The sequence below is a fragment of the Pseudomonas sp. NPDC088368 genome (assembly GCF_044753445.1).
In the GTDB taxonomy this organism is placed as follows: domain Bacteria; phylum Pseudomonadota; class Gammaproteobacteria; order Pseudomonadales; family Pseudomonadaceae; genus Aquipseudomonas; species Aquipseudomonas bambusae.
This window is the reverse complement of sequence record NZ_JBIVNG010000008.1, coordinates 325,098-351,444: the sequence shown is the minus strand read 5'-3', so window position 1 is coordinate 351,444 and position 26,347 is coordinate 325,098. Positions and strand designations below refer to the sequence as shown.

The 26,347-nt window shown below is 62.1% G+C and carries 17 protein-coding genes and 1 pseudogene; 9 read left to right on the top strand and 9 right to left on the bottom strand.

Features of this window, described 5'->3' with window-relative positions; all coding sequences use genetic code 11:
- The first annotated feature begins 15 nt into the window (after positions 1-15).
- From ACIQAL_RS19645 to ACIQAL_RS19635, 3 genes are all read left to right on the top strand, one after another.
- Positions 16-951, top strand: coding sequence for an SMP-30/gluconolactonase/LRE family protein (locus ACIQAL_RS19645; protein ID WP_401148497.1), 936 nt, complete (start codon positions 16-18; stop codon positions 949-951).
- Positions 952-1,112: 161 nt separating this feature from the next.
- Complete coding sequence (locus tag ACIQAL_RS19640; protein WP_401148496.1) at positions 1,113-2,267, top strand: OmpP1/FadL family transporter; 1,155 nt, start codon at positions 1,113-1,115, stop codon at positions 2,265-2,267.
- 225 nt (positions 2,268-2,492) lie between these two features.
- Positions 2,493-3,800, top strand: a complete 1,308-nt coding sequence (locus ACIQAL_RS19635) for an anthrax toxin-like adenylyl cyclase domain-containing protein (RefSeq protein WP_401148494.1) — start codon at positions 2,493-2,495, stop codon at positions 3,798-3,800.
- Between the two features lie 23 nt (positions 3,801-3,823).
- Here ACIQAL_RS19635 and ACIQAL_RS19630 read toward each other — a convergent pair whose 3' ends face one another.
- The 4 genes and pseudogenes from ACIQAL_RS19630 to ACIQAL_RS19615 all read right to left on the bottom strand — a co-directional run.
- Complete coding sequence (locus ACIQAL_RS19630; protein ID WP_401148491.1) at positions 3,824-4,465, bottom strand: 3-oxoacid CoA-transferase subunit B; 642 nt, start codon at positions 4,463-4,465, stop codon at positions 3,824-3,826.
- 8 nt (positions 4,466-4,473) lie between these two features.
- Complete coding sequence (locus ACIQAL_RS19625; RefSeq protein ID WP_401148488.1) at positions 4,474-5,199, bottom strand: 3-oxoacid CoA-transferase subunit A; 726 nt, start codon at positions 5,197-5,199, stop codon at positions 4,474-4,476.
- 753 nt (positions 5,200-5,952) lie between these two features.
- A complete protein-coding gene (locus tag ACIQAL_RS19620; protein WP_401148602.1) occupies positions 5,953-6,708 on the bottom strand; it encodes a methyl-accepting chemotaxis protein in 756 nt (251 codons plus the stop codon).
- 102 nt (positions 6,709-6,810) lie between these two features.
- Positions 6,811-7,545: pseudogene (locus tag ACIQAL_RS19615) on the bottom strand (cache domain-containing protein); the annotation flags it as partial.
- Between the two features lie 404 nt (positions 7,546-7,949).
- Between ACIQAL_RS19615 and ACIQAL_RS19610 the strand changes: the two are divergent.
- From ACIQAL_RS19610 to ACIQAL_RS19595, 4 genes are read left to right on the top strand one after another with little or no spacing between them, the layout of a single operon-like run.
- Positions 7,950-9,206, top strand: coding sequence for an efflux RND transporter periplasmic adaptor subunit (locus ACIQAL_RS19610; RefSeq protein ID WP_401148486.1), 1,257 nt, complete (start codon positions 7,950-7,952; stop codon positions 9,204-9,206).
- Positions 9,203-12,394: an efflux RND transporter permease subunit gene (locus ACIQAL_RS19605; RefSeq protein ID WP_401148483.1), complete on the top strand. Its 3,192-nt coding sequence runs from the start codon at positions 9,203-9,205 to the stop codon at positions 12,392-12,394. The genes ACIQAL_RS19610 and ACIQAL_RS19605 overlap by 4 nt, the downstream gene beginning before the upstream one ends.
- A complete protein-coding gene (locus ACIQAL_RS19600; protein WP_401148480.1) occupies positions 12,391-15,498 on the top strand; it encodes an efflux RND transporter permease subunit in 3,108 nt (1,035 codons plus the stop codon). The genes ACIQAL_RS19605 and ACIQAL_RS19600 overlap by 4 nt, the downstream gene beginning before the upstream one ends.
- 17 nt (positions 15,499-15,515) lie before the next feature.
- A complete protein-coding gene (locus ACIQAL_RS19595; RefSeq protein WP_401148478.1) occupies positions 15,516-16,958 on the top strand; it encodes an efflux transporter outer membrane subunit in 1,443 nt (480 codons plus the stop codon).
- A 408-nt stretch (positions 16,959-17,366) separates the two neighbouring features.
- Here ACIQAL_RS19595 and ACIQAL_RS19590 read toward each other — a convergent pair whose 3' ends face one another.
- Complete coding sequence (locus ACIQAL_RS19590; protein ID WP_401148475.1) at positions 17,367-19,190, bottom strand: NAD(P)/FAD-dependent oxidoreductase; 1,824 nt, start codon at positions 19,188-19,190, stop codon at positions 17,367-17,369.
- 255 nt (positions 19,191-19,445) lie between these two features.
- Here ACIQAL_RS19590 and ACIQAL_RS19585 point away from each other — a divergent pair, with 255 nt between their 5' ends.
- Positions 19,446-21,359, top strand: a complete 1,914-nt coding sequence (locus ACIQAL_RS19585; RefSeq protein ID WP_401148473.1) for a sigma-54-dependent Fis family transcriptional regulator — start codon at positions 19,446-19,448, stop codon at positions 21,357-21,359.
- A 99-nt stretch (positions 21,360-21,458) separates the two neighbouring features.
- Here the strand turns inward: ACIQAL_RS19585 and ACIQAL_RS19580 are convergent, their stop codons facing one another.
- The 3 genes from ACIQAL_RS19580 to xth all read right to left on the bottom strand — a co-directional run bounded on the left by ACIQAL_RS19580 (position 21,459) and on the right by xth (position 24,166).
- On the bottom strand, positions 21,459-22,754 hold the full coding sequence (locus tag ACIQAL_RS19580; RefSeq protein WP_401148471.1) for a PQQ-dependent sugar dehydrogenase: 1,296 nt from the start codon (positions 22,752-22,754) through the stop codon (positions 21,459-21,461).
- Positions 22,751-23,179, bottom strand: a complete 429-nt coding sequence (locus ACIQAL_RS19575; protein ID WP_401148469.1) for a DUF2231 domain-containing protein — start codon at positions 23,177-23,179, stop codon at positions 22,751-22,753. Before ACIQAL_RS19575 ends, ACIQAL_RS19580 begins: the two co-directional genes overlap by 4 nt.
- Positions 23,180-23,326: 147 nt before the next feature.
- Positions 23,327-24,166: an exodeoxyribonuclease III gene (gene xth / locus ACIQAL_RS19570; protein WP_401148467.1), complete on the bottom strand. Its 840-nt coding sequence runs from the start codon at positions 24,164-24,166 to the stop codon at positions 23,327-23,329.
- A gap of 185 nt (positions 24,167-24,351) precedes the next feature.
- Here xth and ACIQAL_RS19565 point away from each other — a divergent pair, with 185 nt between their 5' ends.
- Entirely contained in the window at positions 24,352-24,585 is a 234-nt protein-coding gene (locus ACIQAL_RS19565) for a hypothetical protein (protein ID WP_401148465.1), read from the top strand.
- Positions 24,586-24,651: 66 nt separating this feature from the next.
- Here the strand turns inward: ACIQAL_RS19565 and ACIQAL_RS19560 are convergent, their stop codons facing one another.
- Positions 24,652-26,274 carry an MFS transporter gene (locus ACIQAL_RS19560; RefSeq protein ID WP_401148463.1) on the bottom strand — a complete coding sequence of 541 codons (1,623 nt, stop codon included), beginning with the start codon at positions 26,272-26,274 and terminating at the stop codon, positions 24,652-24,654.
- Between the last annotated feature and the right edge of the window lie 73 nt (positions 26,275-26,347).

Genomic DNA, 26,347 nt, shown 5'->3' with positions numbered 1-26,347 from the left:
AAGGTGGTAGGTGACATGTCCTCACAACAACAAAAATACGTGGTAGAGAAGCTGACCGACGGCCTGATCTTCGGTGAAGGCACCCGCTGGAGGGACGGCAAGCTGTACGTCTCCGACATGCTGGGCAAAAAGGTCTACACCGTCGATGCTGATGGCAACAAGACCGTCATCGCCGAGATGCCGCACAAACCCAACGGCATGGGCTTTCTGTCCGACGGCACACTCATCCTGAGTTCGATGCACGAAACCCGGCTGTACCGCTACCTGCCGGGCAAGCCGCTGGGTGAAAACCTTGAACTGTACGCCGACCTGTCCAGCGTGTTCACGGGCTACATTGGCGACATGGTGATCGATAAAAACGACCGCATCTATGTCGACGACGTCGGTGCCCGGGTGTTTGAAGGCGAAGGCCTGAAACCGGGTCGCATCGTGATCGTCGAGCCGGGCGGCAAGGACGTGTACGTGGGGCTTGAGGACTGCCACTTTCCGAACGGCATCGTGATCACCCCGGACCAGAAACACCTCATCTTCTCCGAGACCTTTGTCGAGCACCTGTCCATCGTCGACATCGTTGACGGCAAGCTGGTCAACCGTCGCGTGTTCCTCGACATGAAGAAAGCCTTCCCCACCGATGAAGATCGCGCGGGCCAACTGGGTTGCGTGGACGGTATCGCCATCGACGCCGAGGGCGGCATCTGGCTCGCCGTGTTGCGTTCGCACCAGTTCGCGCGCATCGATGCTCAAGGCAACATCACTGACCGGGTTCACATTCCGGGTCACGAGGTGGTCTCCGTCGCACTGGGCGGCGAAGACGGGAAAACGCTGTACATGACGGGCACCCGGCTCAAGGGCGATCACCCCAACATCTTTCTGGCCATGGTCGCGCTGGACGTCGAAACCTCGATCTTTACCACCCGCGTCGCGGTAGGTCGTGGTGACGGTCGCCCGTAACCGCAGCGGCCTCTGAGGGGCAGGCGGACTGCCCCTTTTCTGAACAAGCTTTGATCGTGTCTACCGGCGTCAGCCCTCTCGCTGACGTTGCGGGTTCGGCTTGCCTGAAGCAACGCCGTGGGCACTGACCTGCCAACAATAAATATAAAGGAATCAGGGTCATGAAAAATGTGCTGGGCGTCATCCTTGCAGGAACGGTGATGTTAGCGGCGAGGGTAGAAGCGGCAGACGGCCCTCAGTATGCGGGGTATGGGGTCACCGCCATGGGCATGGGCGGGGCATCCATCGCCAATCCCGTGGATGCCACCGCCGCGATCAACAACCCGGCTGGCATGGGCGCGGTGGGGTCTCGGGTGGACGGCAACGTGATGGCGACCGTGGGGCAGTTGCGCTCCAACGTCCATGGGGCCAAAAACAGCGATGACATCTTTCTGTTGCTGCCGGGCTTCGGCGCCAACTACCAATATTCGTCTGATGTCACGTTTGGGATCACGGCCGCTGGGTATGGTGCTGGGATCGATTACGGCAAGCCGATTCCAGCGTTCGGCACCTCTAAGGTCAAATCGGAACTGGCGCAACTGATTCTCTCGCCCACAGCGACCTACCAGTTCGCGCCGGGCCATTACCTCGGTTTCTCGGTGAAGCTGGGGTATGAAAGCCTGATGCTGCATGGTCTGGAAAACTTCGGGGCTACCAACGATACCGATCACGCGTTGGGGATCGGTTTTGGCGTCGGCTACCTGGGCACCATCGCACCTAATTTGCGCCTGGGGCTGACGTATTCGTCACCGGTGTGGTTTCAGAAACTGGACGCCCATGACGACATCATTCCAAACGGGCAGTTGAACGCACCACAACAGGCGGGCGCGGGGCTGGCGTACGACTGGGGCGACTGGACGTTCGCCTTTGATTACGTGTGGTTGAACTGGGCGAGCCAGAAGACCTTCAACAACTCGCTGGTTGAAGGAGGTGCGCCCGGTTCCAGCCATGGGCCGGGCTTCGGCTGGCAGAACCAGAACGTCTTTCGCTTCGGGGCCAATTACAAAGTCAATGAACGGTTGCAGGTTCGCGGGGGCGTGTCGCTGGCCAACCACCAGGTGCCGAACGATGAGGCGACGCTGATCGCCATCTGTCCGTGCAACCAACCTAAAAGCGTCACGGCCGGGTTGACCTACACCGTATCCAAAGACCTCGAAGTGAGCGGCTCGTACATGTACGACTTGCGTCACATCACCAAGGGCACCGGTCCCAGCGAAGGCACGGAAGCGGGCGGCGAGCTGCACATGCTCGCCGTCGGTTTCGGCTATAAGTTCTAACGCTGGCCTGGGCCACCGTCCGGCACCCCGCATGCCGGACGGTGTTTTCTTCCGGTGGCTACAAACCCCAAGCCATGAACGCAGGATGGAACTGAAAACACTCACCGAACCACTCAAACTCTGCGGATCGTGTGGTTGCCGCTTCAGCCTGCCCCGCGGACCTGCCGAGGCAACGGTCCTCGTTCTTCTAAACCCTGCTCGCGAACGACGCGCTCCGGACACGCCATGGATCCAGTCAATCATTCCCTGTTCAACCCCCACTTCTCGTTCGGCACCCACAGCACCCAAGCGGCTCACGCTTCCACCCCGACGGTGCCTATGGATGCCGCACAAGCCCTCGATCACAGCATCCGGCAGGTCGGCGACCAGACCGGCATTCCCGCCGAACACCTGCGCACATTGCACGACATTGCCCGTGAACATGACTGCGTGATCGCTTTCCGGCCGTTCGATCCGTTGAACCGGTCGCTTATCGAGCAGGGCTATCCGACCAAGAGCCAGCAGATCAAAGGCAAGAGTTCCGATCTGGGTCCGCTGTACGGTTTTATTCCAGTGGAGCAGGGGTTCAGCAAGTTGCGAGGAGGGGATCGCGGGGCGATCGAAAAGGCCAACCAGAACACTCAGTCGGGGCTGGAAAAACAGCACGCCAGGGCCATCCCCTTGCAGTTGCCGCTGGAGCGCCTTGCATTGCTTCAAGATGCCGGACGGCTCCGGTTGCACGCACCGTCGGTCGATGGCACGCGCATGATCACGGTCGCCGACGGGGCAGCGGAGTTCATGGCGCGACCCCTTCATGACGGCCAATCGTTCGACATTCTGCATGAAGGCGAGCCGGTGCAGGTCTTGGCACCCATGAAACGCCAGGACGATCCCCGTCAGGACAAACCGCTGACCGCCGACTACGACCTGTTCGTCATCATGCCCAATTGGCGTCAGATGGGGGCGGACACCAACCGGCGACCGTCCCAACCGGGCTTGCGAGGTGGTTTGAGTGGTGCATTGCCGACGCCCTCGAACGAGGCCGGGGCCGGGGCCGATCACATCACGGGGCTGGAGCGAAACATCGCCAATCAGATCAACGCACGGCTGCGGCCCGAGGTGGATTTCAGTCAACCCGAGAACGCGGCCTGGCGCCTGGTCCATCACGGCGCGGACCAAGGCAATCCGCACAGCGATCTGGCCGCCAACTTTCCCGCGACGCTGATCCTGCCACGCTCGTTGGGGGAGCACGGGCCTGTGACGGTGTTGCGTGATCCTGAGGCGATGAACACCTTCAATCAGCAACACGGTCAGCGTTACCCAATGGCGCGCAACAGCGCGTGGAGCCAGCTCTCGGGGCACGTGGGCCGTCGCGCCAGTGAATTCGAAGCGCGCAGCAACGAGGCGAGCCCTGTCTCCAGCCGCAAGTCCAGTCTGGCGCCTCACGACCTTCAGGCGTTGCAGGCCGCTTCGGCGCGACGCAACAGCCGTCCCGCCTTGTTCGGAGAGCGACGTGGCTCGCTGGCGCCTCCTCAAGGTCAGGAGCCTTCTTGAAACAACCGGCGTGAAGACCTGAACTATTGATGCAACGGCACACCACTGAGCCGTTGCAGTTCTTCAAAACTAATATCCGCCACGATTTCGCGCACTAACAGACCCTGATCCGTCACATCCAGAATCGCCAGGTCGGTGTAAATGCGGGTCACGCAACCGATTCCGGTCAGCGGGTAGCTGCACTGGTCGACGAGTTTGCTTTCGCCGGTTTTGGTCAGGTGGTCCATCATCACGAACACTTGGCGAGCCCCTGTGGCCAGGTCCATCGCGCCGCCGACGGCAGGGATGGAGCCTTCAGCGCCGGTGTGCCAGTTGGCGAGATCACCGGTGACGGACACCTGAAAGGCACCGAGCACGGCGATGTCGATGTGGCCGCCGCGCATCATCGAGAACGAATCGGCGTGGTGGAAAAACGCGCCGCCGGTCAACAGGGTCACGTGCTGTTTGCCCGCGTTGATCAGGTCATCGTCTTCGGCGCCGGGCTCGGGGGAGGGGCCCATGCCGAGGATGCCGTTCTCGCTGTGCAGGAAGACTTCCTTTTCGCCCAGGTAATTGGCCACCAGCGTGGGCAGGCCAATGCCCAGGTTCACGTAAGCCCCTTCGGGGATGTCGGCGGCCACGCGTTGGGCCATGTCGGTGCGCGACAGTTTTTGAGTGACGGTCATGGCAGGCCTCAGACGGCAGTGGCAGTGGCGGTGGCGGTGGCGGTGGCGGTGGCGGAAGGAGAGACGGCGTAGCCCGGCACGGCCACCACGCGCTGGACGAAAATCCCGGGGGTGATGACGTGTTCCGGGTCCAGTTGGCCCAGTTCCACGATTTCATCGACCTGAGCAATGGCGACTTTCGCAGCCATCGCCATGATCGGTCCGAAATTGCGTGCCGCCTTGCGGTACACGAGGTTGCCCCAGCGATCGCCCTTGTGGGCCTTGATCAGGGCGATGTCGGCGTGCAGGGGCATTTCCAGCACGTAGTCCCGGCCATCGATCACGCGGGTTTCCTTGCCTTCGGCGAGCAGGGTGCCGAAGCCGGTGGGCGAGTAGAACGCGCCAATGCCCGAGCCCGCGGCACGAATGCGTTCGGCCAGGTTGCCCTGAGGCACCACTTCCAGTTCGACTTTACCGGCGCGGTACAGCGCGTCGAACACGTAGGAGTCCGACTGGCGCGGGAAGGAGCACACGACCTTGCGTACGCTGCCCGCCTTGAGCAATGCCGCCAGGCCGTGATCGCCGTTACCCGCGTTGTTGCTGATGATGGTCAGCTCCCGCGCACCCGTGGCGATGACGCCATCAATCAATTCGGACGGCATGCCGGCACTGCCGAAGCCCCCGACCATGATGACGGCGCCATCACGTATGCCTTCCACCGCAGCGGCGATGGATTCGAATCTCTTGTCAATCACGGACAGCTCCTCGTTCTGAAAGGGCGGCGTCAGGAAGGGGGGCACTCACGATCCCGGTTACTTCGACTGCGCGGCCACGTGTAAGCGACCGGCGCATCACACCATAAAGTGCGCGGACAGAGGGGGCTGTGGTGGCGAAGTTGGGCGATTATCGGACGGGATTTTGGAGGCGTGGACGAGGGCAGGGTGCGCTACAGGCCAACTGTGGGAGCGAATTTACTTGCGAGAGGCCCGTTCGGTCGATAGAGCTGTATTGCCTGACCCACCTTCGCGAATGAATTCGCTCCCACAGAGGTTCCAGTGTCGCCGCAAGCTTCCGGTATGGCACTGGCTTAACTGTAGGAGCGAATTCGTTCGCGAGAGGCGCGTCCGGTCGATAGAGCTGTGTCGCCTGACCCACCTTCGCGAATGAATTCGCTCCCACAGAGGTTCCAGTGTCGCCGCAAGCTTCCGGTATGGCGCAGGCTCAACTGTAGGAGCGAATTCATTCGCGAGAGGCCCGTTCGGTCGATAGAGCTGTAGTGCCTGAGCCACCTTCGCGAATGAATTCGCTCCTACAGAGGTCCGGTGTCGCCGCAAGCTTCCGGCATGGCACTGGCTTAACTGTAGGAGCGAATTCGTTCGCGAGAGGCCCGTTTGGTCGATGGAGCTGTTGTGCCTGACCCACCTTCGCGAATGAATTCGCTCCTACAGAGAAATGCGTCAGGCCCAAGAGGAGCGGCCGACGCAAAACCTGTGCAAACGATCGAGGACTCACACCCTGAACTGGCCAACCGCCGTGGTCAGTTCCTGGCTGAGCAGCGACAGCTCCCGTGCCGTATTGGCCCCTTGTTGCGTGTCTTGGGCGACGGTTTCGATAGAGGATGCAATCTGCTGAACGCTGCGGTTGATCTCTTCGGAGACGGCGGTCTGTTGCTCGGCGGCGCTGGCGATCTGGGCGTTCATCGCGTTGATGGTGAAAATCAGCGCGCCGATGGCGTCCAGCGAGGTGGTGGCCCGGGCGGCCTGTTCGCGGGTCTGGTTACCCGCTTCACTGGACTGCTTCATGGCGCTGACGGTGTCGACCGTGCCCGCTTCCAGTCGGCCGATCATGCCGTGAATCTCTTTGGTGCTCTCCTGGGTACGGCTGGCCAGTGCCCGAACCTCATCCGCAACCACCGCAAAGCCACGACCCGCTTCACCGGCCCGTGCGGCTTCGATGGCGGCGTTGAGGGCCAGCAGGTTGGTCTGTTCGGCGATGGCGCGAATCACCCCGAGCACCCCGGCGATGGCGTCCACCTCGGTTTGCAATTTTGTCAGGGAGGTGCCGCTGACGCGCAGGTTGTCCACCAACCCGTGAATGCTGTCGACACTGGCGCTGACGATCTGCCCGGCGGACGCCCCCTCGTGCTGCGCCTGATTGGCTGCCCGAGCCGCTTCCTGAGCGTTTTGCGCGACTTGCAACGCGGCGGCGCTCATTTCGTTGATCGCCGCTGCGACCTGATCGGTCTCCTGACGTTGCAGGTCCATGGCCCGTTCCGAGCGCTGCGCCTGATCGGTGACACCCGTCACTAACGTGTTCAGGCGCAGTGTCATGCCGGTGACGTTGCCGATCAGCCCCTGAATTTTCTCGACGAAACGGTTGAAGGCCACCGCCAGTTCGCCGAGTTCATCGTGCCTCGTCACAGGGAGTCGACGGGTCAGGTCGCCGTCACCCGAAGCGATGTTCTCCAACTGCAGGCGCAGTTGCAGCAGCGGATTGAACAGGCGTTTCACCTGCCACGCGGCCAACAGCGCCAGCAGGATGGACGCCACGATGCTCAGCGCCAGGATTTGCCAAACCAGTTCCGCGCGACGGGACTTGAGCTCGTCACTCACTTGGGCGACCTGAGCGTCGATGTCGTCCATGTTCACGGCCGTGCCGATCATCAAATTCCATTTTTCGAGGTACAGCGCATAGCCGATCTTGGGCACGACCTTATCGCTGTTCGGCACCGGGAAGCGATACCGCTGATAGTGCGACCCGGCCTTGGCAACCCGCACCAGTTCGTTGATCACGAACACGCCATCAGGGTCGCGAAAGTTGCTGAAACTCTCGCCAATCTTCACGTCCTTGTCGGCCCAGAACACTCGCACGCTATTGGCGTCGTAACCGAAGTAATAACCGTCGGTGCCGTAACGCAGTTGTTTGAGGACATTGACGGCCTTGTCGCGCGCGGTCAGATCGCCGGGTGCGGAGGCGTCGTAAAGGGAGGCGATCGCACTTTGCGCAACCTGGACCGAATGTTCCAGGGCGTTTTGGCGATCGGTGATCAGGGTACGGCGCGTGTCGTTGATCTGGTCGTCGGCCGTTTTCTGCAACAGCATCACCGCCAAACCCGTAATCAGCACGGCGAGCAATAGCGCAGGGACAACGCACAGCAAAACGACTTTGCTACGGATAGAAAGGGTCATGTTTTCAGCACCGGAAATTTGTTATTGGGGTCGGCACGAAGGCGGCCTGATGATAACCAGCATGTAACAGATTTGATGCTCGTAGTAGTACGTAGGAATGTTTGAGCCGTATTAGACATCTGTCTAATTGAATAGTAGGGATGGAACTTTCTGGCGATAAAAATGACGGGGCTTTCACAATGTAAATAATCTGAAAAGGTCATCTTTACAGCTTGTTACAACTCTCCATGGAGGGCTAAATGACACTACACCGACCGCGTTCCAAGCCGCGTCGTTGACCGTTGCACGCGTTATCCCTTGTCCAGCAGAAGTCCCCCATGACCCAGATCCCGGCAGCCCGTTCACGCAAGCGCATCGTTGTCATTGCGCTCCTGATAGTCGCAGCCCTCGTCGCTGTCTTTCTTTACCTTCGGCACACGCCCGCCAATGCGCCGACCCAGCGTGACGGCAGCGCCGTGCCTGCCAGCCCCGGCGGACGTCATGCCGGGCCGGGGATGACCGACCCCAACGCCACGGTGAGCGTGGCGGTCGGGACGGCAGCAGCAGCGGATGTACCGGTGATTCAGCAGGCGCTGGGCACGGTGATCCCGAATTATTCGGTCACGGTCACCAGCCGTGTCGACGGTGAGCTGATGGCGGTGTACTTCACTGAAGGCCAGTACGTGAAAAAAGGCCAGTTGCTGGCGCAGATCGACCCTCGCGCCTATCAGGCCACGCTCGATCAGTACCAAGGCGACATGGCCCAGAATCAGGCGCTGCTCAAAAGCGCGCAACTGACCGCCGAACGCTATAAACGGCTATTCGCCAAGGACTCGCTGGCCAAACAGGACCTGGACACCCAGATGGCCACGGTCGGGCAGTACGCCGGTGCGGTGAAGGCCGATCAGGGCCAGATCGATGCGGCGAAGCTGAACCTGGTCTACGCCAAAATCGTCTCGCCCATTGACGGCTACGTCGGCCTGCGCCTGGTGGACCCCGGCAACATCGTGTCGTCCAGCAGCACCACGGGCATCGTCACTGTCACCCAGACCAACCCCATCGCCGTGACGTTCAGCCTGCCGCAAGCGCAACTGGCGTCGCTCTTGCCGAAAGTGCGCAAAGGCGAATCGCTGGGCGTGCAGGCCCTCGATCAACTGGGCACCACGCCGTTGGCCAGCGGCACACTGAAGTTCATCAGCAACGAAATTGACACCAACACCGGCAGCATCAAACTCAAGGCGCAGTTCGATAACCCGGATGAAAAGCTCTACCCCAACCAGTTCGTCAACGTGAAGCTGACCACCGACACCCTGCACAACGCCGTCGTCGTGCCATCAGCCGCCGTGCAGTTGAGCAGCACGGGCGAGTTTCTGTATGCAGTGAAGGACGGCAAGGTCAACCGTCGCAGCATCAAGGTCGGCCCGGTCATGGGCGATCAGACCGTGATCACCGAAGGTGTGGCGCTGGGCGAGCAAGTGGTGACGCGGGGCATCGATCACCTGCGTGACGGCAGCAAGGTCGAAATCGAGAAGGCCGGCACGGACGTCGCCACCGAGAAAACCGGCAAGCGTACTGCCGGTACCACCGCCCCATGAACCCATCACGGCTGTTTATCCAGCGTCCGGTCGCCACGATGTTGCTAATGCTGGCGGTCATGCTGGCCGGTATTTTCGCCTACCGTTTGCTCGCGACCTCGGCATTACCCGAAGTCGATTACCCGACGATTCAGGTCAGTACGCTTTACCCCGGCGCCAGTTCCAGCGTGTTGGCCTCGGCGGTCACCGCCCCCCTTGAACGCCAGTTGGGCCAAATGGCCGGGCTGGCCCAGATGTATTCCACCAGTTCGGCGGGGGCCTCGGTCATCACGCTGAAATTCTCTCTCGACCTGTCACTGGACGTTGCCGAGCAAGAAGTACAGGCCGCAATCAACGCCGCCAACAGCCTGCTGCCCAGCGATTTGCCCAACCCGCCGACGTACAAGAAGGTCAACCCCGCCGACACCGCCGTGCTGACCCTCGCCGCCACATCCGACAGCCTGCCGCTGACCCGCGTGCAGGACCTGATCAACACCCGCGTGGCCCTCAAACTCTCGCAGATTTCCGGGGTCGGCATGGTCAGCCTCGCGGGCGGTCAGCAGCCTGCGGTGAAAATCGAGGTCAACCCCACCAGCCTCGCGGCCCACGGCCTGACGCTGGAAGACGTCTACGACAAGGTCAACGCCGCCAACGTCAACGGCTCCAAAGGCGGTTTTGACGGCCCGTCGCACTCGATCACCATCGACGCCAATGACCAGCTGCGGGATGCCGTGGAATACGGCGAACTGGTCCTGGCCTACGAAAACGGCTCGGCCCTGCGCCTCAAGGACGTCGCCACCACCGCCGAAGCGCCCCAGGACCAGTACCTGTCCGCCACCGCCAACGGCCAGCCGGCCATTGTCATCGCGGTGCAGCGTCAGCCCGGCGCCAACGTCATCGAAGTGGTCGACAGCATCGAGCAGAAGTTGCAGACCTTGCAGTCGGCGCTGCCGGATTCGGTGAAGCTGACCGTGATCAGCGACCGTACCCAGACCATTCGTGCGTCGATCAAGGACGTGCAGATCGAGCTGATGCTGTCCATCGGACTCGTGGTGTTGGTGACGTTCGCGTTTCTCGGCAGTTTCACCGCCACCCTGATTCCCAGCCTCGCGGTGCCCCTGTCGCTGATCGGCACCTTCGGCGTCATGTACCTCGCCGGTTTCAGCGTGAACAACCTGACGCTGATGGCGCTGACCATCGCCACCGGCTTCGTCATCGACGACGCCATCGTGGTGGTCGAGAACATTTCCCGGCACCTTGAGGAAGGCGAAGAGCCGATGGCGGCGGCCTTCAAGGGTTCGCAGGAAATAGGTTTCACCATCATCTCGCTGACGTTCTCGCTGATCGCCGTGCTCATTCCGCTGTTGTTCATGGGCGACGTCGTGGGGCGACTGTTTCGGGAGTTCGCGATCACGCTGGCGGTGGCGATTCTGGTGTCGATGATCGTCTCGTTGACCCTGACCCCGATGCTCTGCGCGCACCTGCTGCGCCATGTGCCCGAAGAAGGGAAGGGCCGTTTTGCCGCGTGGGGCGACCGTCAGTATCAAAAGGTGCTGGACGGCTACGACCGGGGGCTGGTGTGGGTGCTGGATCACCAGAAGCTGACGTTGCTTGTGGCAGTCGGCACCGTCGCGCTCACCGCGTTTTTGTACCTCGTCGTGCCCAAGGGCTTCTTTCCGACTCAAGACACGGGGCTGATTCAGGGCTTTACCCGGGCCTCCCAGGACGTGTCGTTCAGTGAAATGGCGCGGCGGCAGCAGGCGATGGTGGAGGTGGTGCGTCAGGACCCGGCGGTGGCATCGGTGTCGTCCACCATCGGCGTCGACGGCAACAACGACTCGCTGAACAACGGCCGCTTGCAGATCGACCTCAAGCCCTTCGAAGACCGGGACGAAACTGCCACTCAGGTCATCACCCGTCTGGAAAAAGCCGCCAGCGCGGTGGCCGGGATTCAGCTGAATCTGGTGTCCTCGCAAGACCTCACCGTCGATGACCAACTGACCCCCAGCCAGTACCAGTTCACCCTCGACGATTCCGAAAGCGCGAACCTCTCGGCACTGCTGCCGAAGCTGATGGAGAAACTGCAACAGCGCCCGGAAATGCGCGACGTCATCGACAACCTGCAGGATCAGGGGCTGGTGGCTTATGTCGAGCTGGACCGGGCGGCGGCCATGCGTTACGGGATCAGCGCGTCTGATGTCGATACCGCGCTGTACAACGCCTTCGGCCAGCGCTTGATTTCGACGATCTTCACCCAATCCAACCAGTACCGCGTGGTGCTGCAAGTGCCGGGGCAGTTCCAGCAGAACCTTGCGGCGTTCGACAACATCTACCTGTCGGCTGTTACGGGCACCACCAACGCCACGGCCACGACCGGCGCGTCGTCGAGCACCAGCAGCACGGCGACCTCTACGACCACCACCACGCCTGCGCAGATGGTGCGCCTGACCGACATTGCCAAGGTCGGCCAGCGCACCGGTTCGCTGTCGTTGAGCCGGCTGGATCAATTCCCGGCCGTGACGGTGTCGTTCAACCTGGCGGACGGCTATTCGCTGGAGCAGGCGCAGCAGGCCATCGCTCAGGTCATGACCGATCTGGCCGCGCCGACCAGCATCACCCTGCGTTATCAGGGCGCCGCCGAAGCGTTCCAGACCGCCACCGGCAACACGCTGTGGCTGATTCTCGCGGCGTTGGTCACCATGTACATCGTGCTGGGCATGCTCTACGAGAGCTTCATTCACCCGGTGACCATCCTCTCGACCTTGCCCTCGGCGGCCATCGGCGCGTTGCTCGCGCTGTTGCTGACTGGCACCGAATTCAGCCTGATTGCATTGATCGGGGTGATTCTGCTGATCGGCATCGTCAAGAAAAACGCGATCATGATGATCGACTTCGCCCTCGAAGGCCGTCAGCAGCAACGCCTCAGCGCCCGCGATGCGATCCACCGCGCGGCCTTGCTCCGTCTGCGGCCGATTCTGATGACCACCCTCGCAGCGTTGTTCGGCGCCTTGCCGTTGATGCTGGCGACCGGGGCGGGCGCGGAACTGCGGCGTCCGCTGGGGCTGGTGATCGTCGGTGGGTTGCTGCTGAGCCAAGTGCTGACGCTGTTCACGACGCCGGTGATTTACTTGCTGTTTGATCGCCTGTCGGAACGGGCCAAGGCGCGCTTCAACCGTGGCAGCACGCGCATTGACCGAGGCGAGGCATGAACCTCTCGCGGCTGTTCATCCGGCGCCCGGTCGCCACCTTGCTGCTGAGCCTGAGCATCACGCTGGCCGGGATTCTCGGTTACACGTTGCTGCCCGTGGCGCCGCTGCCACAGGTGGACTTCCCGACGATCATGGTCAGCGCCTCATTGCCGGGGGCCAGTCCCGAAACCATGGCCGCCACGGTGGCGACGCCCTTGGAACGCAGCCTCGGGCAGATCGCCGGGATCACCGAGATGACGTCCACTAGCAGCCAGGGCTCGACCACGCTGATCCTGCAATTCGAACTCGACCGCGACATCAACGGTGCCGCCCGAGACGTGCAGGCCGCAATCAACGCCTCCCGCAGCCTGTTGCCCAGTTCCATGCCGTCGCTGCCGACCTACCGCAAGGCCAACCCGTCCGAAGCGCCGGTGTTGATGCTGGCGCTGACGTCATCGACCCGCAGCCCCGGCGAGCTTTACGACCTCGCGTATAGCAAGCTGCAGCAGAAAGTCGCGCAGGTGAACGGCGTCGGCGAAGTGTCGGTGCGCGGCGGTGCATTGCCGGCCGTGCGGATCGACATCCAGCCGAACCTGCTGAACCACGCGGGCATTTCGCTGGAAACCGTGCGCACCGTCATCAATAACGCCACCAAGGCCAAGCCCAAGGGCATCTTGCAGGGCGACGGCCAGAGTTGGGTGGTCGACGCCAACGACCAGATCGACAAGGCCGCGGATTATCAGGCGCTGGTCATCACCTACCAGAACGGCAGCGCCGTTCACCTGCGGGACGTGGCCAATGTCTATGACTCTGTGGAAGACGCCTTCGTCGGCGGCTATTACAACGGCCAGCCCTCCGTGACCCTCGGAGTGACCCGCCAGGCTGGCGCGAATATGTTGCAGACCATCGACCGGATCAAGGCGCTGCTTCCCGAGTTGCAGCGCGAAATCCCCGGCGACGTGCAATTGATCAGCGTCATCGACCGTGGCCCGACGGTGCGCTCGTCCCTGCACGACACCGAGGAAACCCTGCTGATCGCCACGCTGCTGGTGATCGCCGTGGTCTTCGTGTTCCTGCGCAACGTGCGGGCGACGCTGATCCCCGCCGTGGTACTGCCGGTGTCGCTGATCGGCACCTGCTCACTGATGTACCTGCTGGGCTACAGCCTCGACAACCTGTCGCTGATGGCGCTGATCATCTGCACCGGTTTCGTGGTGGACGACGCCATCGTGGTGCTGGAAAACATCGCCCGTTATCAGGAAATGGGCATGCGACCGCTGCGTGCGGCGCTGATGGGCACCCGGGAAGTGGGCTTCACGGTGCTGTCGATGACCCTGTCGCTGATCGCGGTGTTCATCCCGATTCTGCTGATGGGCAGCATCGTCGGGCGGCTGTTTCGGGAATTCGCCGTGACGTTGAGCATCGCGCTGGGGCTGTCAATGATCGTGTCCCTGAGCCTGACGCCCGTGCTGTGCGTGTTGCTGTTGCGCCAACCGGCCCACGATGCCTCTGAGCCGCGGCTGTATCGCTGGATCGAAGCCGGACTGGCCCGAATGCAAGGCGCGTACATCACGGCGCTGGGCTGGGTCATGCGTCATCGGCTGTTGACCCTGTTCAGCCTGCTGCTGACCGTGGTGCTCAACGTGTACCTGTACGCCACGGTGCCGAAGGGTTTCTTTCCGGCCCAGGACACCGGGGTGTTGATGGGCGCCGTGCGGGCCGACCAGAACATTTCGTTTCAGGCCCTCAAGCCGTACCTGATGAAGATCGCCCACGATCTCGCGGCGGACCCCGACGTTGAAGCCGTGATGTCGTCAACCGGTAGCGGGCGGGCAGGCTCGCGCAACACCGGTGACTTCTTCGTCCGGCTCAAGGATTACACCCAGCGCACCAGCAGCGCGGCGGTGATCGCCAACCGTCTTACCAAGGCGAATAACACGTCAGCAGGAATTCAGGTGTTCCTGACCCCGGCGGAAGACATTCGCGTAGGCGGGCGCAGCGCCAACGCCACGTACCAGTTCAGCCTTCAGGCGGACGACCTCGACGTGTTGCGCCAGTGGGAACCGAAGGTCGAGACCGCCTTGCGCGCCTTGCCGGAACTGACCGGCATCGATTCCGATGCGCAAACCGGCGGGCAAGAACTCAAGCTGCACATCGACCGCGCCGCAGCGAGCCGGCTGGGCGTGAGCGTCACTGACATCGACAACCTGCTGAACAACGCCTACAGCCAGCGGCAGGTCGCGACCCTCTACAAAACCCTCAACCAATACCACGTGGTCATGGGCCTGGACCCGTTCTACACCCGCGACCCGACCATGCTCGACCGCATGTACGTGATCAACAGCGACAACCAGCAAGTGCCACTGACCGCCTTCGCGACCTTCAGCCCGGATAACGCGCCGCTGGCCGTGGCGCACCAGGGCCAGTCTGCCACCAGCACCATTGCGTTCAACTTGCAGGACGGCGTCTCGCTGGATCAGGCGACCGTGGCGATCAACAAAGCGGTGGACAAGGTCGGCATGCCTCGCGACGTGCAATACGGTTTCGCGGGCACCGCTCAAGCGTATGCCGCCCTCGCCGCGAGCATGCCCTGGCTGATCGCGGCAGCGTTGCTGGCGGTCTACATCGTCTTGGGCGTGCTGTACGAGAGCTACATTCACCCGCTGACCATCCTCTCGACCTTGCCTTCGGCCGGGGTGGGGGCGCTGTTATTGCTCAAGGCGGTGAACATGCAGCTGACGGTGATCGCGCTGATCGGCATTCTGCTGTTGATCGGCATCGTCAAAAAGAACGCGATCATGATGATCGACTTCGCGCTGATGGCCGAGCGCGACCGAAATCTGCCGCCGGAGCAGGCGATCATCGAAGCCTGCCGCATGCGTTTCCGGCCCATCATGATGACCACACTGGCGGCGTTTTTCGGCGCCTTGCCGTTGGCGCTCGGCAGTGGCGGCGACGCCGACCTGCGCAAGCCACTGGGAGTGGCCATCGCCGGGGGCCTGGTGTTGAGCCAGGTGCTGACGCTGTTCACCACGCCGGTGGTATACCTCTATCTCGACCGCTTGAGCCGTGCCTCCCGGCACGTCTGGCACACGCGTATTCGCCGCACTCACGTGCCCGGCTGACTGACAGGGTTGAATGAATGAACGCTCCACTGTTTTCCCGTTTGTGTCTTTTCGTGGTGCTGACCAGCGGCCTGTTGAGTGGCTGCATGGTCGGCCCGGATTACCACCGGCCCACCGCGCCGATCTCGGCGACCTTCAAGGAGGCCGAAGGCTGGAAGGCCGCCAGTCCGCAGGATGATCAGCCCAAAGGGCCGTGGTGGACGCGGTATCAGGACCCGCAGTTGAACGCGCTGGTGGATCAGGTGCAGCTCAATAACCAGAACGTCGCGCTGTACGCCGCGCAATACCAGCAGGCCTTGGCACTGGTGCGACAGTCTCGTGCCAACCTGTTCCCGACGCTGGACGCCACGGGGTCCGGGACGCGCAGTGAAACGGGCACGGGCTCTTCGTCCGGCACGAGTGGCACCACCGGGGGCAGCAGTGCGGGCGGGGTGCGGAAGGAATATTCGGCGAGCCTTGATTTGAGCTGGGAAGCGGACATCTGGGGCAAGCTGCGCCGCACCACCGAGCAGGACCGCGCCAGTGCCCAGGCCAGCGCGGCCGATTTGGCCAACGCCACCCTCAGCGCGCAATCGTCACTGGCTCAGGATTACTTTCAATTGCGGGTGCTGGACCAGCGCATCGTGCTCTACCGCGAGACCATCACCGGTTACGAGCGCTATTTGCAGATCATCCAGAACAAGTACGACGAGCAGATTTCGTCTCGGGCAGACCTCGCTACGGGCAAAACGCAGTTGCAGAGCGCCCAGGCCTCGATGCTTGATCTGCAATGGCAGCGGGCTCAGTTCGAACACGCCATCGCGCTGTTGATCGGCAAACCCCCGGCCGACTTTGCACTGGCGGCTGACCCGGCCTGGCAGTACCACGTGCCCAACGTGACGACGGGTGTGCCGAGCCGCTTGTTGGAACGCCGCCCTGACATCGCCTCGGCCGAACGGCAAATGGCCGCGGCCAACGCGGCAGTGGGCGTAGCGACGGCTGCGTACTACCCCGACCTGACGCTGAGCGCCAGCGGAGGCTATCAAGGCTCGACGATCAGCAACCTGTTCTCGATCCCGAACCGCTTCTGGTCCATCGGCCCGAGCCTGACCGGCAACATCCTCGATTTCGGCGCCACCGAAGCCAGCGTCGATCAGGCCCGCCACGCCTACGACGCGACCGTCGCCACCTACCGTCAGACCGTGCTGACGGGATTAGGGGAGGTGGAGGATTATCTGGTGGAACTGCGCACGCTCGAACCGGAATTGCTGGCGCGTCGCAACTCGGCGCAATCGGCGGAAGAATCGGCGTCGGTGAGCCGGGACCAGTATGAAGCCGGGGTGATCGATTATCTGGACGTCGCGACGACGCAGGCGACCAGCCTCAATGAGCGGCAGACGTTGTTGAGCCTGGTGGCGACGCAACTCACCGCCAGTGTGCAACTTCAAGCGGCACTCGGTGGGGGATGGGAGGGGTTGTGAGGATTTGGCGAGGGTGGTGGCGCGCCAATGTCGAGGGTCCGACGTTGTCCCTGTGGGAGCTGCCGGAGCTGTGCGACGGCCGCGAAAGCGGTGTATCAGGCAACGCATTTTCTACTGACCCACCGCTGTCGCTGCCGTCGTTCCTCCGGCGTCTCCCACGAGGGTGGTGGCGCGGCAATGCCTAGGGTTCGACGCTGTCCCTGTGGGAGCTGCCGGAGCTGTGCGACGGCCGCGAAGGCGGTGTGTCAGGCAACGCATTTTCTACTGACCCACCGCTGTCGGTGCCGTCGTGCCTCCGGCGTCTCCCACAAGGGCTGTGTCAAGCCCGAGAGCTGCGACACCCGCTGAACCTGTGGGTGTGAATGAAGGGTCCGATGCCGAAACCCGGCACCGGACTGCTTTCTTGCCTCAGTCGATGTGGTGCGTCTCGGCCAGCTTGTACACCGGCGTCGACAACCCTTCGAACCGCGCTTTCAGCTGCAACGCCAGGTACAGCGAGTAATGCCGCGACTGGTGAAGGTTGCCGCCGTGGAACCACAGGTTTTCCTGTTGTGTCGGCTTCCACATGTTGCGCAGTTCTCCTTCGTACGGGCCTGGGTCTTTGGTGGTGCCTGAACCCAGTCCCCAGCAACGCCCGACCTTGTCAGCCACTTCCTGAGAAATCAGCTTCGCCGCCCAGCCGTTCATGGAGCCGTACCCGGTGGCGTAGACGATCAGGTCAGCCGGCAGACGCGTTCCATCGTTGAGGATGACGGCATCGGCTTCGATCCGGTCGACACCAAGGTTCGGCGAGCTCTTGAGCTTGATCGTGCCATTGGCGATCAACTCGGACGCGCCGACGTCGATGTAGTAACCCGACCCGCGACGCACGTACTTCATGAACAGCCCGGAGTCGTCATCGCCGAAATCGAGCATGAACCCGGCCTTGCTCAAACCGTCGTAGAAATCCTTGTCACGTTCCTGAATGGCTCCGAACACCGGTTTATGAAAACTCGGCATCACCTTGTACGGGATCGACGCGAACAGCATGTCCGCCTTGTCCGTGGTCAGGCCGCTTTCCACGGCGTCTTCCGAATACAGCCCGCCGAACACCAGCTCCATCAAACTGTCGGACCGCACGATATGGGTGGACGAACGCTGCACCATCGTCACGTCAGCGCCGTTTTCCACCAAGTCGGCACAAATATCGTGAGCCGAGTTGTTCGCGCCGATCACCACTGCTTTCTTGCCACTCCACGCATCGCCACCGGGATGACGGCTGGAGTGGTGCTGTTGCCCCTTGAAGGCGTCGGCGCCGGGATAGGCGGGGACGTTGGCGACCCCGGACATCCCAGTCGCCAGAATGAGTTGGGTCGGCTGCAAGACGAGACGCTCGCCGTTGCGTTCCACTTCGACGCGCCACGTCCGGGACGGCTCGTCGAAGCGCGCATTCACGCATTCGGTGCGCGCCCAGTAGTTGAGCTCCATGACCTTGCTGTACATCTCCAGCCAGTCGCCGATCTGGTCCTTCGGCGTGAACACCGGCCAGTGATCGGGGAAGGGCAGGTACGGCATGTGGTCGTACCAGACCGGGTCATGCAGGCACAGGGATTTGTAGCGCCCCCGCCATTGGTCGCCAGGCCGGTCCGCCTTGTCGATGATCAGGGTTGGCACGCCAAGGCGCTTGAGGCGTGCGGCAAGACCGAGACCGCCTTGCCCGCCGCCGACGATCAGGCAATAGGGCTGCGTGGTGATGCCCAGTGACGCTTCTTCATCGCGACGGCGTTCCAGCCAGTTGCGTTTGTCGGCATGGCCATGACCATGATTGGCGCCGAATGGACGGCGACGGCCGCTGGGTTCTTCATGGCCCTTCAGTTCGCGCATGGTGGTCAACAGCGTCCAGCACACACCGTCCTTGAGACGCACGTAACCCTTGCCACGGGCCTCGGCGGTTTCCAGCGTGATCCAGCCCTCCAGCACGCCGTCGTTCAGGGTCGCTTCCCCGTCCACTTCCCAGTGGTCCGGTTTTGTCTGTTCGAGCCGTTCGGTCAACAGGTCGGAAATGGAGGCTTTGCCTTCGAGGGTCACCAGGTTCCAGCTGAACAGCAGCAGATCCCGCCAGTAGCATTCGTCTGCGAACAGTTCCAGAGTGCCGGGAATGTCTCCTTGGGCGAGGTGAACACTCAGGCGCGCCAGCCAGTCGCTAAGTTGGGCAGTGGGGGTTTGCAGCGAGGTTTCAATCGCAACATTCATGGGGCTTCTCCCTGTTTTTTGTTGTTGTGGCCCGTGAGCTGAGCAAACCCCGGGCCACGTCGGAAAAACCGCTCTGGACAGCGCACCGGAGCGACGCGAGCCCACATCCGACGCCACCATTGCCAGTGATGTGTCACGCATTTGGAAATCACGCTGAACAAAGTGTCACGTTGGGCAGATGAAGGCGCACGGGCTGGCCTTTTCGCCTAAGCTGCGGAATAAAGTGCATACCGATATGCAGCGGAGAATAAAAATATGACGTCCGCATTGCTCAGCGCCCATGCCCAGCAGGTGCTGCAGGCCGTACAGGGCTCGCCGAAGACTGCCGATTTTGCGAAAGACCCCGCGATCACCCGGTCCTGGCGTCGCTGCCTGGACCAACACGGGCTGGACCCGGCCAGCCGACGCCCGCCCAATGTGCTGGAAAACCACACCCTCAACGCCCACCGTGCGCCCCTTGAACACATCATCAAGGTGGCGCGCTGGCAGATGAGCAGCCTGCATCAGCAGCTGGGCGGCGATGGCCATGTGGTCATGCTGACCGATGCTCAGGGCGTGGTGATCGACAGCGTGTTCAATGACGCGGAACGCACCGACTTCCAGCGAGCGGGCCTCTGGCTCGGCGCGATGTGGGGGGAGGACGTCGAGGGCACCAACGGGGTCGGAACGTGCCTGGTGGAGCGTCAACAGGTGACCATTCGCCGGGATGAGCACTTTCGGGGAAAGCACGCCGGGTTGAGTTGTTCGGCCAGTCCTGTGTTCGACGACCAGGGCGAGTTGCTCGCTGTACTGAACCTGTCCTCAGCGCGGGAAGACCAGAGCCCTTCCGCCATGCTGCAAGCGATGGCGTTGACCAACCTGTCCGCCAAACTGATCGAAAACTGTTTCTTTCTGGGCCATGAACCCCAGATGTACCTCCTTCGGTTTCACCCCGAAGCGCGGTTCGTCGGGCTGCTGGGCGAAGGGCTGGTCAGCTTTGATGACACGGCCCGCATACGTTCGGTGAATCAGGCGGCGCTGGATCTTCTGGGCGCCACGCGGGATCAATTGATCGGGCAGTCCCTGTCGACGCTGCTCGAAATGCCTGCTGAGCAGGTCATCCGGTATTCAAGCCATCAGCCCACTCTTTGCTGGCCCATGCGATTGGTCGACGGTCGCCTGTTTTACGGTCAGTTGCGCGCACCCGTTCGCATCGCGACGCCGACGGCTCTCAACGCCAGGCGTGCGCTGCCGCACATCAACGATGACCAGTTCTGCATGGAAGACGAGCGTTTGCAGCGCGGGTTGAGCCGTGCGCTCAGGGTGTTGGAGCGGGACGTGCCGGTGTTTTTGCAGGGTGAAACGGGCACCGGTAAAGAGGCGTTCGCAGCAGCGTTGTACCGTGCAAGTTCGCGATCGAATCAGCGGTTCGTCGCGATCAATTGCGCGGCGATCCCGGAAAGCCTCATCGAAAGCGAGCTGTTCGGCTATCAGGGTGGCAGCTTCACCGGGGCCCGCAAGGAGGGCATGGTCGGCAAGCTCGAACAGGCCCACGGCGGCATTCTGTTCCTCGATGAAATCGGCGACATGCCGCTGGCACTGCAAACCCGGCTGTTGCGCGTGCTTGAAGAGCGGCAAGTGGTGCCGCTGGGCAGCGGCACGCCACGTCCGATCGACATTCGGCTCATCAGTGCGAGCCACCAGGACCTTCAGGCAAGTGTCGTGGCAGGGCGCTTTCGTGAAGACCTGTTTTATCGCCTTGGCGGGTTCACGGTGCAGATTCCACCGCTGCGTGAGCGTTCGGACAAGGGCCCGCTGCTCGACTTTCTGCTGCGCAAGGAAGCGGGCGACAGTGCGATACAGCTGGAACCCGGCGTGCGTGAACATCTCATGGCACAGGCCTGGCCGGGGAATGTGAGGCAACTTCGAATCTGCCTTCGTACGCTGGTCGCGCTCGCGTGGGAGGGGCGGATCACGCTGGAGGATGCGTTGGAGTTGCTTCCTGCGCCACCGGCATCGGAGACCGACTGCGAGGACCCTCTCGGTGCATCGGAGCGGCAGACGCTCATGGCGCTGGTCGATGAAGAGCGTTGGCACATCGGTCGGGTCGCCACTCGCCTCAACATCAGTCGGAATACGCTGTACCGCAAACTGCGACAACACGGGATAGCGCGCCGAACGGAAAGCTAGCGTCTAGAAGAGGGGGTAGGGTTGTCAGGACGTGGGAGGCGCTGCCGAAACAGCCGCCTCCCTTTCGGGTATCAAACATGCGAACTCAACGACACGAACTCAACGATTGCGCGTCACACGCCAGACCGTATTGGACAGGTCATCCGCAATGATCACGCCACCGCGAGAGTCCACCGTGACCCCGACCGGACGGCCTCGGGTCTTGCCGTCGTCACCCCGGAAACCGGTGGCGAAATCCACCGGCTCGCCGGAAGGCTTACCGTTGCTGAACGGCACGAACACCACTTTGTAGCCCACCGGATTCTCGCGGTTCCAGCTGCCGTGCTCGCCGACAAAAACGCCGTCTGCGAACTTGTCGCCAATGGCCGGCACTGAGAAGTCCAGACCCAGCGCGGCCACGTGAGACCCCAGGCTGTAATCCGGTTTCACTGCCAGCGCGACCTTTTTCGGGTCTTGCGGCTGGGCGCGGGTGTCGACGTTCTGACCCCAATAGCTGTACGGCCAGCCGTAAAACGCGCCTTCACGGATCGACGTCAGGTAATCGGGCACCAGGTCTTCACCCAGTTCATCCCGCTCGTTGGCCACGGCCCAGAGCACGCCGGTGCCGGGCTGGATTTTCAACGACGTCGGGTTACGGGTGCCCGTGGCGTACGGTTTGTGCGCGCCAGTCTTGGCGTCGATCTGCCAGATTTGCGCCCGGTCCAGTTCGACCTCCATGCCACGCTCAGTGACGTTGCTGTTCGAACCGATGCCCACGTACAGCGTGTTGCCGTCCGGGGTGATGGCCAGCGATTTGGTCCAGTGGTGATTGATCTTCGCTGGCAGCTCGGTGACGGTCACGGGCTCGCCCGTGGCCTTGGTCTGGCCGTCGGTGTAGTCGAAGCGCACCAGCGCGTCTTGGTTGGCGACGTAGAGTTTCCCGTTCGCGTAGGCTAACCCATACGGTGCATTGAGGTTTTCGGCGAACACGGTCTTCATCTCGTATTTGCCGTCGCCATCAGCATCGCGCAACAGGGTCAGGCGGTTACCGCCTTTGACCTTCGTGTTGCCTTCGGCCTTGATGTAACTGGCGATCACGTCCTTGGGCTTGAGCTTCGGCGCTTCGGTGCCGCCTTTGCCTTCGGCGATCAGAATGTCGCCGTTGGGCAGCACCAGCGTCTGGCGCGGCACTTTCAGGTCAGTGGCGATCGACGAGATGCTGTAACCCTCGGGCACCTTGGGTTTCTGGTCGCCCCAGGCCACGGGCTCGGCGATTTTCATGCTCGGCAGCAACCCGCGTTCAGCCTGGGGCATTTTCGGGTCTGGGCCGTGGGCTTGCGGGTTGTCCTTTCCTGCACCGCAAGCGCTCAGCAGCAGGGCCATGGACAGGGCAGTCAGTGCGAAGGCAGGTTTCATCGTGCGTCTCCCGAGCGAAGGTTGGTCAGACCGATCCAGGCGGAAACGATGCTCAGCACGGTCACGATCACCGACAGAATCAGCCCCGACGGCATCACGGCCCAGGCGTCCTTGGCGTGTTCGAATGAATTGATCCAGCCCAGTGCCCACGTGATGAGCAGGAGCAGCAAATACAGGACCGGGCGGCCGGATTTGCGCTCCGCCCGGATCAGGTTGACCAGCGCGAACAGCAACGCCAGACCACAGAACAGCATGGCCCCGGCAATCAACCACGACGCAAAGTTGCTCCACTGGATCAGGTAACTGTTGTAGTAGGCGATGTCGCTCAGCAGCCCGCCGAGAAACAGCGGGACCGTGCCCGCCAGCAGAATCGCGTGAAGCGGGCCAGGGAGATGGCGGTAGGGGGAGTAGGCAGTGTCGGTCACGTGAGCTCCTTGTCGTTCATCGACCTGTACCCAAGCCGTGAGCGGCCGCGAACGAGGAGCGCTCGCGAATGGGCATCGCGCTCAATGCGCGCGTAAAAAGTGATCCTCAAGCAGACGCGTTAGTTCAACGGATTGTTCGATGACGCTCTATTTGTCGGCGCTTGATGTCTTCTTCTGCGCGGTTTTCCGGGGTTTGGCTTTGCGGGCGGCACCCAGGCGAATCCAGGTCGGGGCGTGATCGCTGGGGTGTTCTTCGCCGCGCACCCAGGCATCGACGCCTGCGTCGTGCAGGTGCGGCGCTAACACCGGATTGACCAACAGGTGATCGATGCGCAAGCCGGAGTTCTTCTGCCAGTGCTGACGAAAATAGTCCCAGAAGGTGTAGACGCGTTCGTCCGGGTACAGGTGCCGCAGCGAGTCCAGCCAGCCTTGGGCGAGGAGCCGGGCATAACAGTCGCGGCTTTCGGGCTGGAGCAGGGCGTCTTTCAGCCATGAGCGGGGGTTGTAGATGTCTTCGTCCGTGGGCACGACGTTGAAGTCGCCGGCCATCACCACCGGGTGCTCACTGACCTGCAATGATTCGGCGTGCTGGATCAGGTGCTCGAACCAGCGCAGTTTGTAGTCGAACTTGGGGCCGGGTTGCGGGTTGCCGTTGGGCAGGTACAGGCACGCGACCACCACGCCATGGGCGGCGGCTTCCAGATACCGCGCCTGGGTGTCCTGTTCTTCCCCTGGCAAGCCTTTGCGGATCAGCAGTGGCTCGGTGTCACGGGCCAGAATCGCGACCCCGTTCCACGACGTCTGCCCCAGGTGCAGCGAGCCATAGCCTGCCGCTTCGATCTCGTGGGCAGGAAACGCCTTGTCCGGCGCCTTGAGTTCTTGCAGACAGACGATGTCGGGCTGCTCGCGCTCCAGCCACTGCAACAGGTTCGGCAGCCGCGCACCGATGCCATTGACGTTGAACGTGGCGATTTTCAGGTTTTCCATGGCGGGCATTGCCTCGAACGATCAGGACCTGTTCATCAGAGGGTGTGCCGTTCACGGAGTTCGCCGCTTTATAACGCTGCCGCCCTGTCGAGTGACGACCGTTGGCGAACTTCATCGAACAAAGCGTTGGCGGGGGACTTCATATCTGTATGTCGCGACTCATTCGCGGCCTAGCGAGGTGTGCAATGAATCAATCAACAGGCATTCCAGGTGGCACTGAAAACGCGGTTGACTCCATCGAGCCGCTGGAACCCGGCAGGCCCGACGTCATCCCCAATCCGCCACCGGGCAGCGACGACGTGAGCGAAGGCGAGGGAGAAATTCCCCTGAAGCCCGACGACGAAGCGCCCCTGGAGGAGGACATGTCGGACGTCGAGGCCAATGACGCTGTGTCGGCAGAGCATCCGCCGCTGCGGTAACGAGAAAAAACGCGACACACTGGAGGGCGAGCTGGCTCGATCTCCAGTGTGATGCTCATTCGCAGGTCAGACCTTATCGAGGTCCACGTCCTTGGTTTCCTTCAAGAACAGCAGGCTGCAGACCAGGCTCACCGCCGTCACCAGCACCGGATACCACAACCCATAGAAGATGTCGCCCGTGTACACCACCAGCGCGAAGGAGATGGTGGGCAGCAACCCGCCGAACCAGCCGTTGCCGATGTGGTACGGGAGCGACATCGAGGTGTAGCGGATGCGGGTCGGGAACAGCTCGACCATCAACGCGGCAAGCGGGCCGTAGGTCATGGTCGCGATCAGCATCAGGGCCACGATCACCAGCACCACGCCGGACGCGTTTACCAGCGCGGAGTCAGCCTTGGCAGGGTAACCGGCAGCCTTGACCGCGCCGTTCAATGCGGCTTCGTCGTAACCGGTGATCTGCGTACTGCCCACGGTGACTTGCACGGTGGCGCCAGCGGCTGCGGATTGCGAAGTGTACGGCAGGCCTTGCTTGATCAGCAGGGTCTTGACCTTGTCGCACGGGCTGTCGAATTTCGCCTTGCCCACCGGATCGAACTGGAAGGTGCAGGTCGCCGGGTCAGCCACCACGACGATCGGCGACTGCTGGCGTGCGGCATCGATCTGCGGGTTGGCGTAATGGCCGAGCATCTTGAACAGCGGGAAGTACAGCACGGTCGCCAGCAGCAGGCCGGTGACGATGATTTTCTTGCGGCCGATTCGGTCGGACAGCCAGCCGAAAAACACGAAGAACGGCGCGCCGATGATCACACTGACGATCAGCAAGGTGTTGGCCAGCGACGGGTCGACCTTGAGCACTTGGGTCAGGAAGAACAGCACGTAGAACTGCGCGGCGTAGAACGTCACGGCTTGACCGGCGTTGACGCTGAACAGCGCGATCAACACCACCTTGAGGTTGGGCCAGACGGTAAACGAATCGCGGATCGGTGATTTGGACAGCTTGCCTTCGCTCTTCATCTTGGTGAAGGACGGCGACTCATGCAGGCTCATGCGAATCCACGTCGAAATCGCCACCAGCACGATCGACAGCAGGAACGGAATGCGCCAGCCCCAGGTGTCGAACCCGTCACCGGCAATCAGGCGAGAGGCCAGCACCACCGCCAGCGACAGCAGCAGCCCCAATGTGGCTGTCGACTGGATGAATCCTGTGTGAAAGCCGCGTTTGTTCTTCGGCGCGTGTTCGGCGACGTAGGTCGCCGCACCGCCGTATTCGCCGCCCAGCGCCAGGCCTTGAAGCATGCGCAGGACGACAAGAATGATGGGCGCCGCGATGCCGATGCTGGCGTAGCCGGGCAGCAAGCCCACGGCGAACGTCGAGAGGCCCATGATGATGATCGTGGCGAGAAAGGTGTATTTGCGGCCGACCATGTCGCCGATCCGGCCAAAGACCAGCGCGCCGAACGGCCTGACGATGAAGCCTGCGGCGAACGCCAGCAGGGCGAAGATGAACGCGGTGGTTTCATTTACGCCGGCGAAAAACTGCTTACTGATGACTGCCGCCAATGCCCCGTAGAGAAAAAAATCGTACCACTCGAAAACCGTACCCAGGGAAGACGCGATGATGATCTTGCGTTCTTCCTTGGCGGCGCTGCTCGCGTGCGCCGCGCCTTCTTGCTGCACATAACCTGCCATAAGTGTTTTCCTCGGCCCAAAGGCCCCAGCCATTATTGTTTTTATTGCATGTGGAAACGCTGTCTTTCTGCTT

Bases quoted from the DNA above. Each gene is read 5' to 3' on its own strand.
- ACIQAL_RS19645 (WP_401148497.1), top strand. From the start codon at position 16: ATGTCCTCACAACAACAAAAATACGTGGTAGAGAAGCTGACCGACGGC.
- ACIQAL_RS19640 (WP_401148496.1), top strand. From the start codon at position 1,113: ATGAAAAATGTGCTGGGCGTCATCCTTGCAGGAACGGTGATGTTAGCG.
- ACIQAL_RS19635 (WP_401148494.1), top strand. From the start codon at position 2,493: ATGGATCCAGTCAATCATTCCCTGTTCAACCCCCACTTCTCGTTCGGC.
- ACIQAL_RS19630 (WP_401148491.1), bottom strand. From the start codon at position 4,465: ATGACCGTCACTCAAAAACTGTCGCGCACCGACATGGCCCAACGCGTG.
- ACIQAL_RS19620 (WP_401148602.1), bottom strand. From the start codon at position 6,708: ATGGACCTGCAACGTCAGGAGACCGATCAGGTCGCAGCGGCGATCAAC.
- ACIQAL_RS19610 (WP_401148486.1), top strand. From the start codon at position 7,950: ATGACCCAGATCCCGGCAGCCCGTTCACGCAAGCGCATCGTTGTCATT.
- ACIQAL_RS19605 (WP_401148483.1), top strand. From the start codon at position 9,203: ATGAACCCATCACGGCTGTTTATCCAGCGTCCGGTCGCCACGATGTTG.
- ACIQAL_RS19600 (WP_401148480.1), top strand. From the start codon at position 12,391: ATGAACCTCTCGCGGCTGTTCATCCGGCGCCCGGTCGCCACCTTGCTG.
- ACIQAL_RS19595 (WP_401148478.1), top strand. From the start codon at position 15,516: ATGAACGCTCCACTGTTTTCCCGTTTGTGTCTTTTCGTGGTGCTGACC.
- ACIQAL_RS19590 (WP_401148475.1), bottom strand. From the start codon at position 19,190: ATGAATGTTGCGATTGAAACCTCGCTGCAAACCCCCACTGCCCAACTT.
- ACIQAL_RS19585 (WP_401148473.1), top strand. From the start codon at position 19,446: ATGACGTCCGCATTGCTCAGCGCCCATGCCCAGCAGGTGCTGCAGGCC.
- ACIQAL_RS19580 (WP_401148471.1), bottom strand. From the start codon at position 22,754: ATGAAACCTGCCTTCGCACTGACTGCCCTGTCCATGGCCCTGCTGCTG.
- xth (WP_401148467.1), bottom strand. From the start codon at position 24,166: ATGGAAAACCTGAAAATCGCCACGTTCAACGTCAATGGCATCGGTGCG.
- ACIQAL_RS19565 (WP_401148465.1), top strand. From the start codon at position 24,352: ATGAATCAATCAACAGGCATTCCAGGTGGCACTGAAAACGCGGTTGAC.
- ACIQAL_RS19560 (WP_401148463.1), bottom strand. From the start codon at position 26,274: ATGGCAGGTTATGTGCAGCAAGAAGGCGCGGCGCACGCGAGCAGCGCC.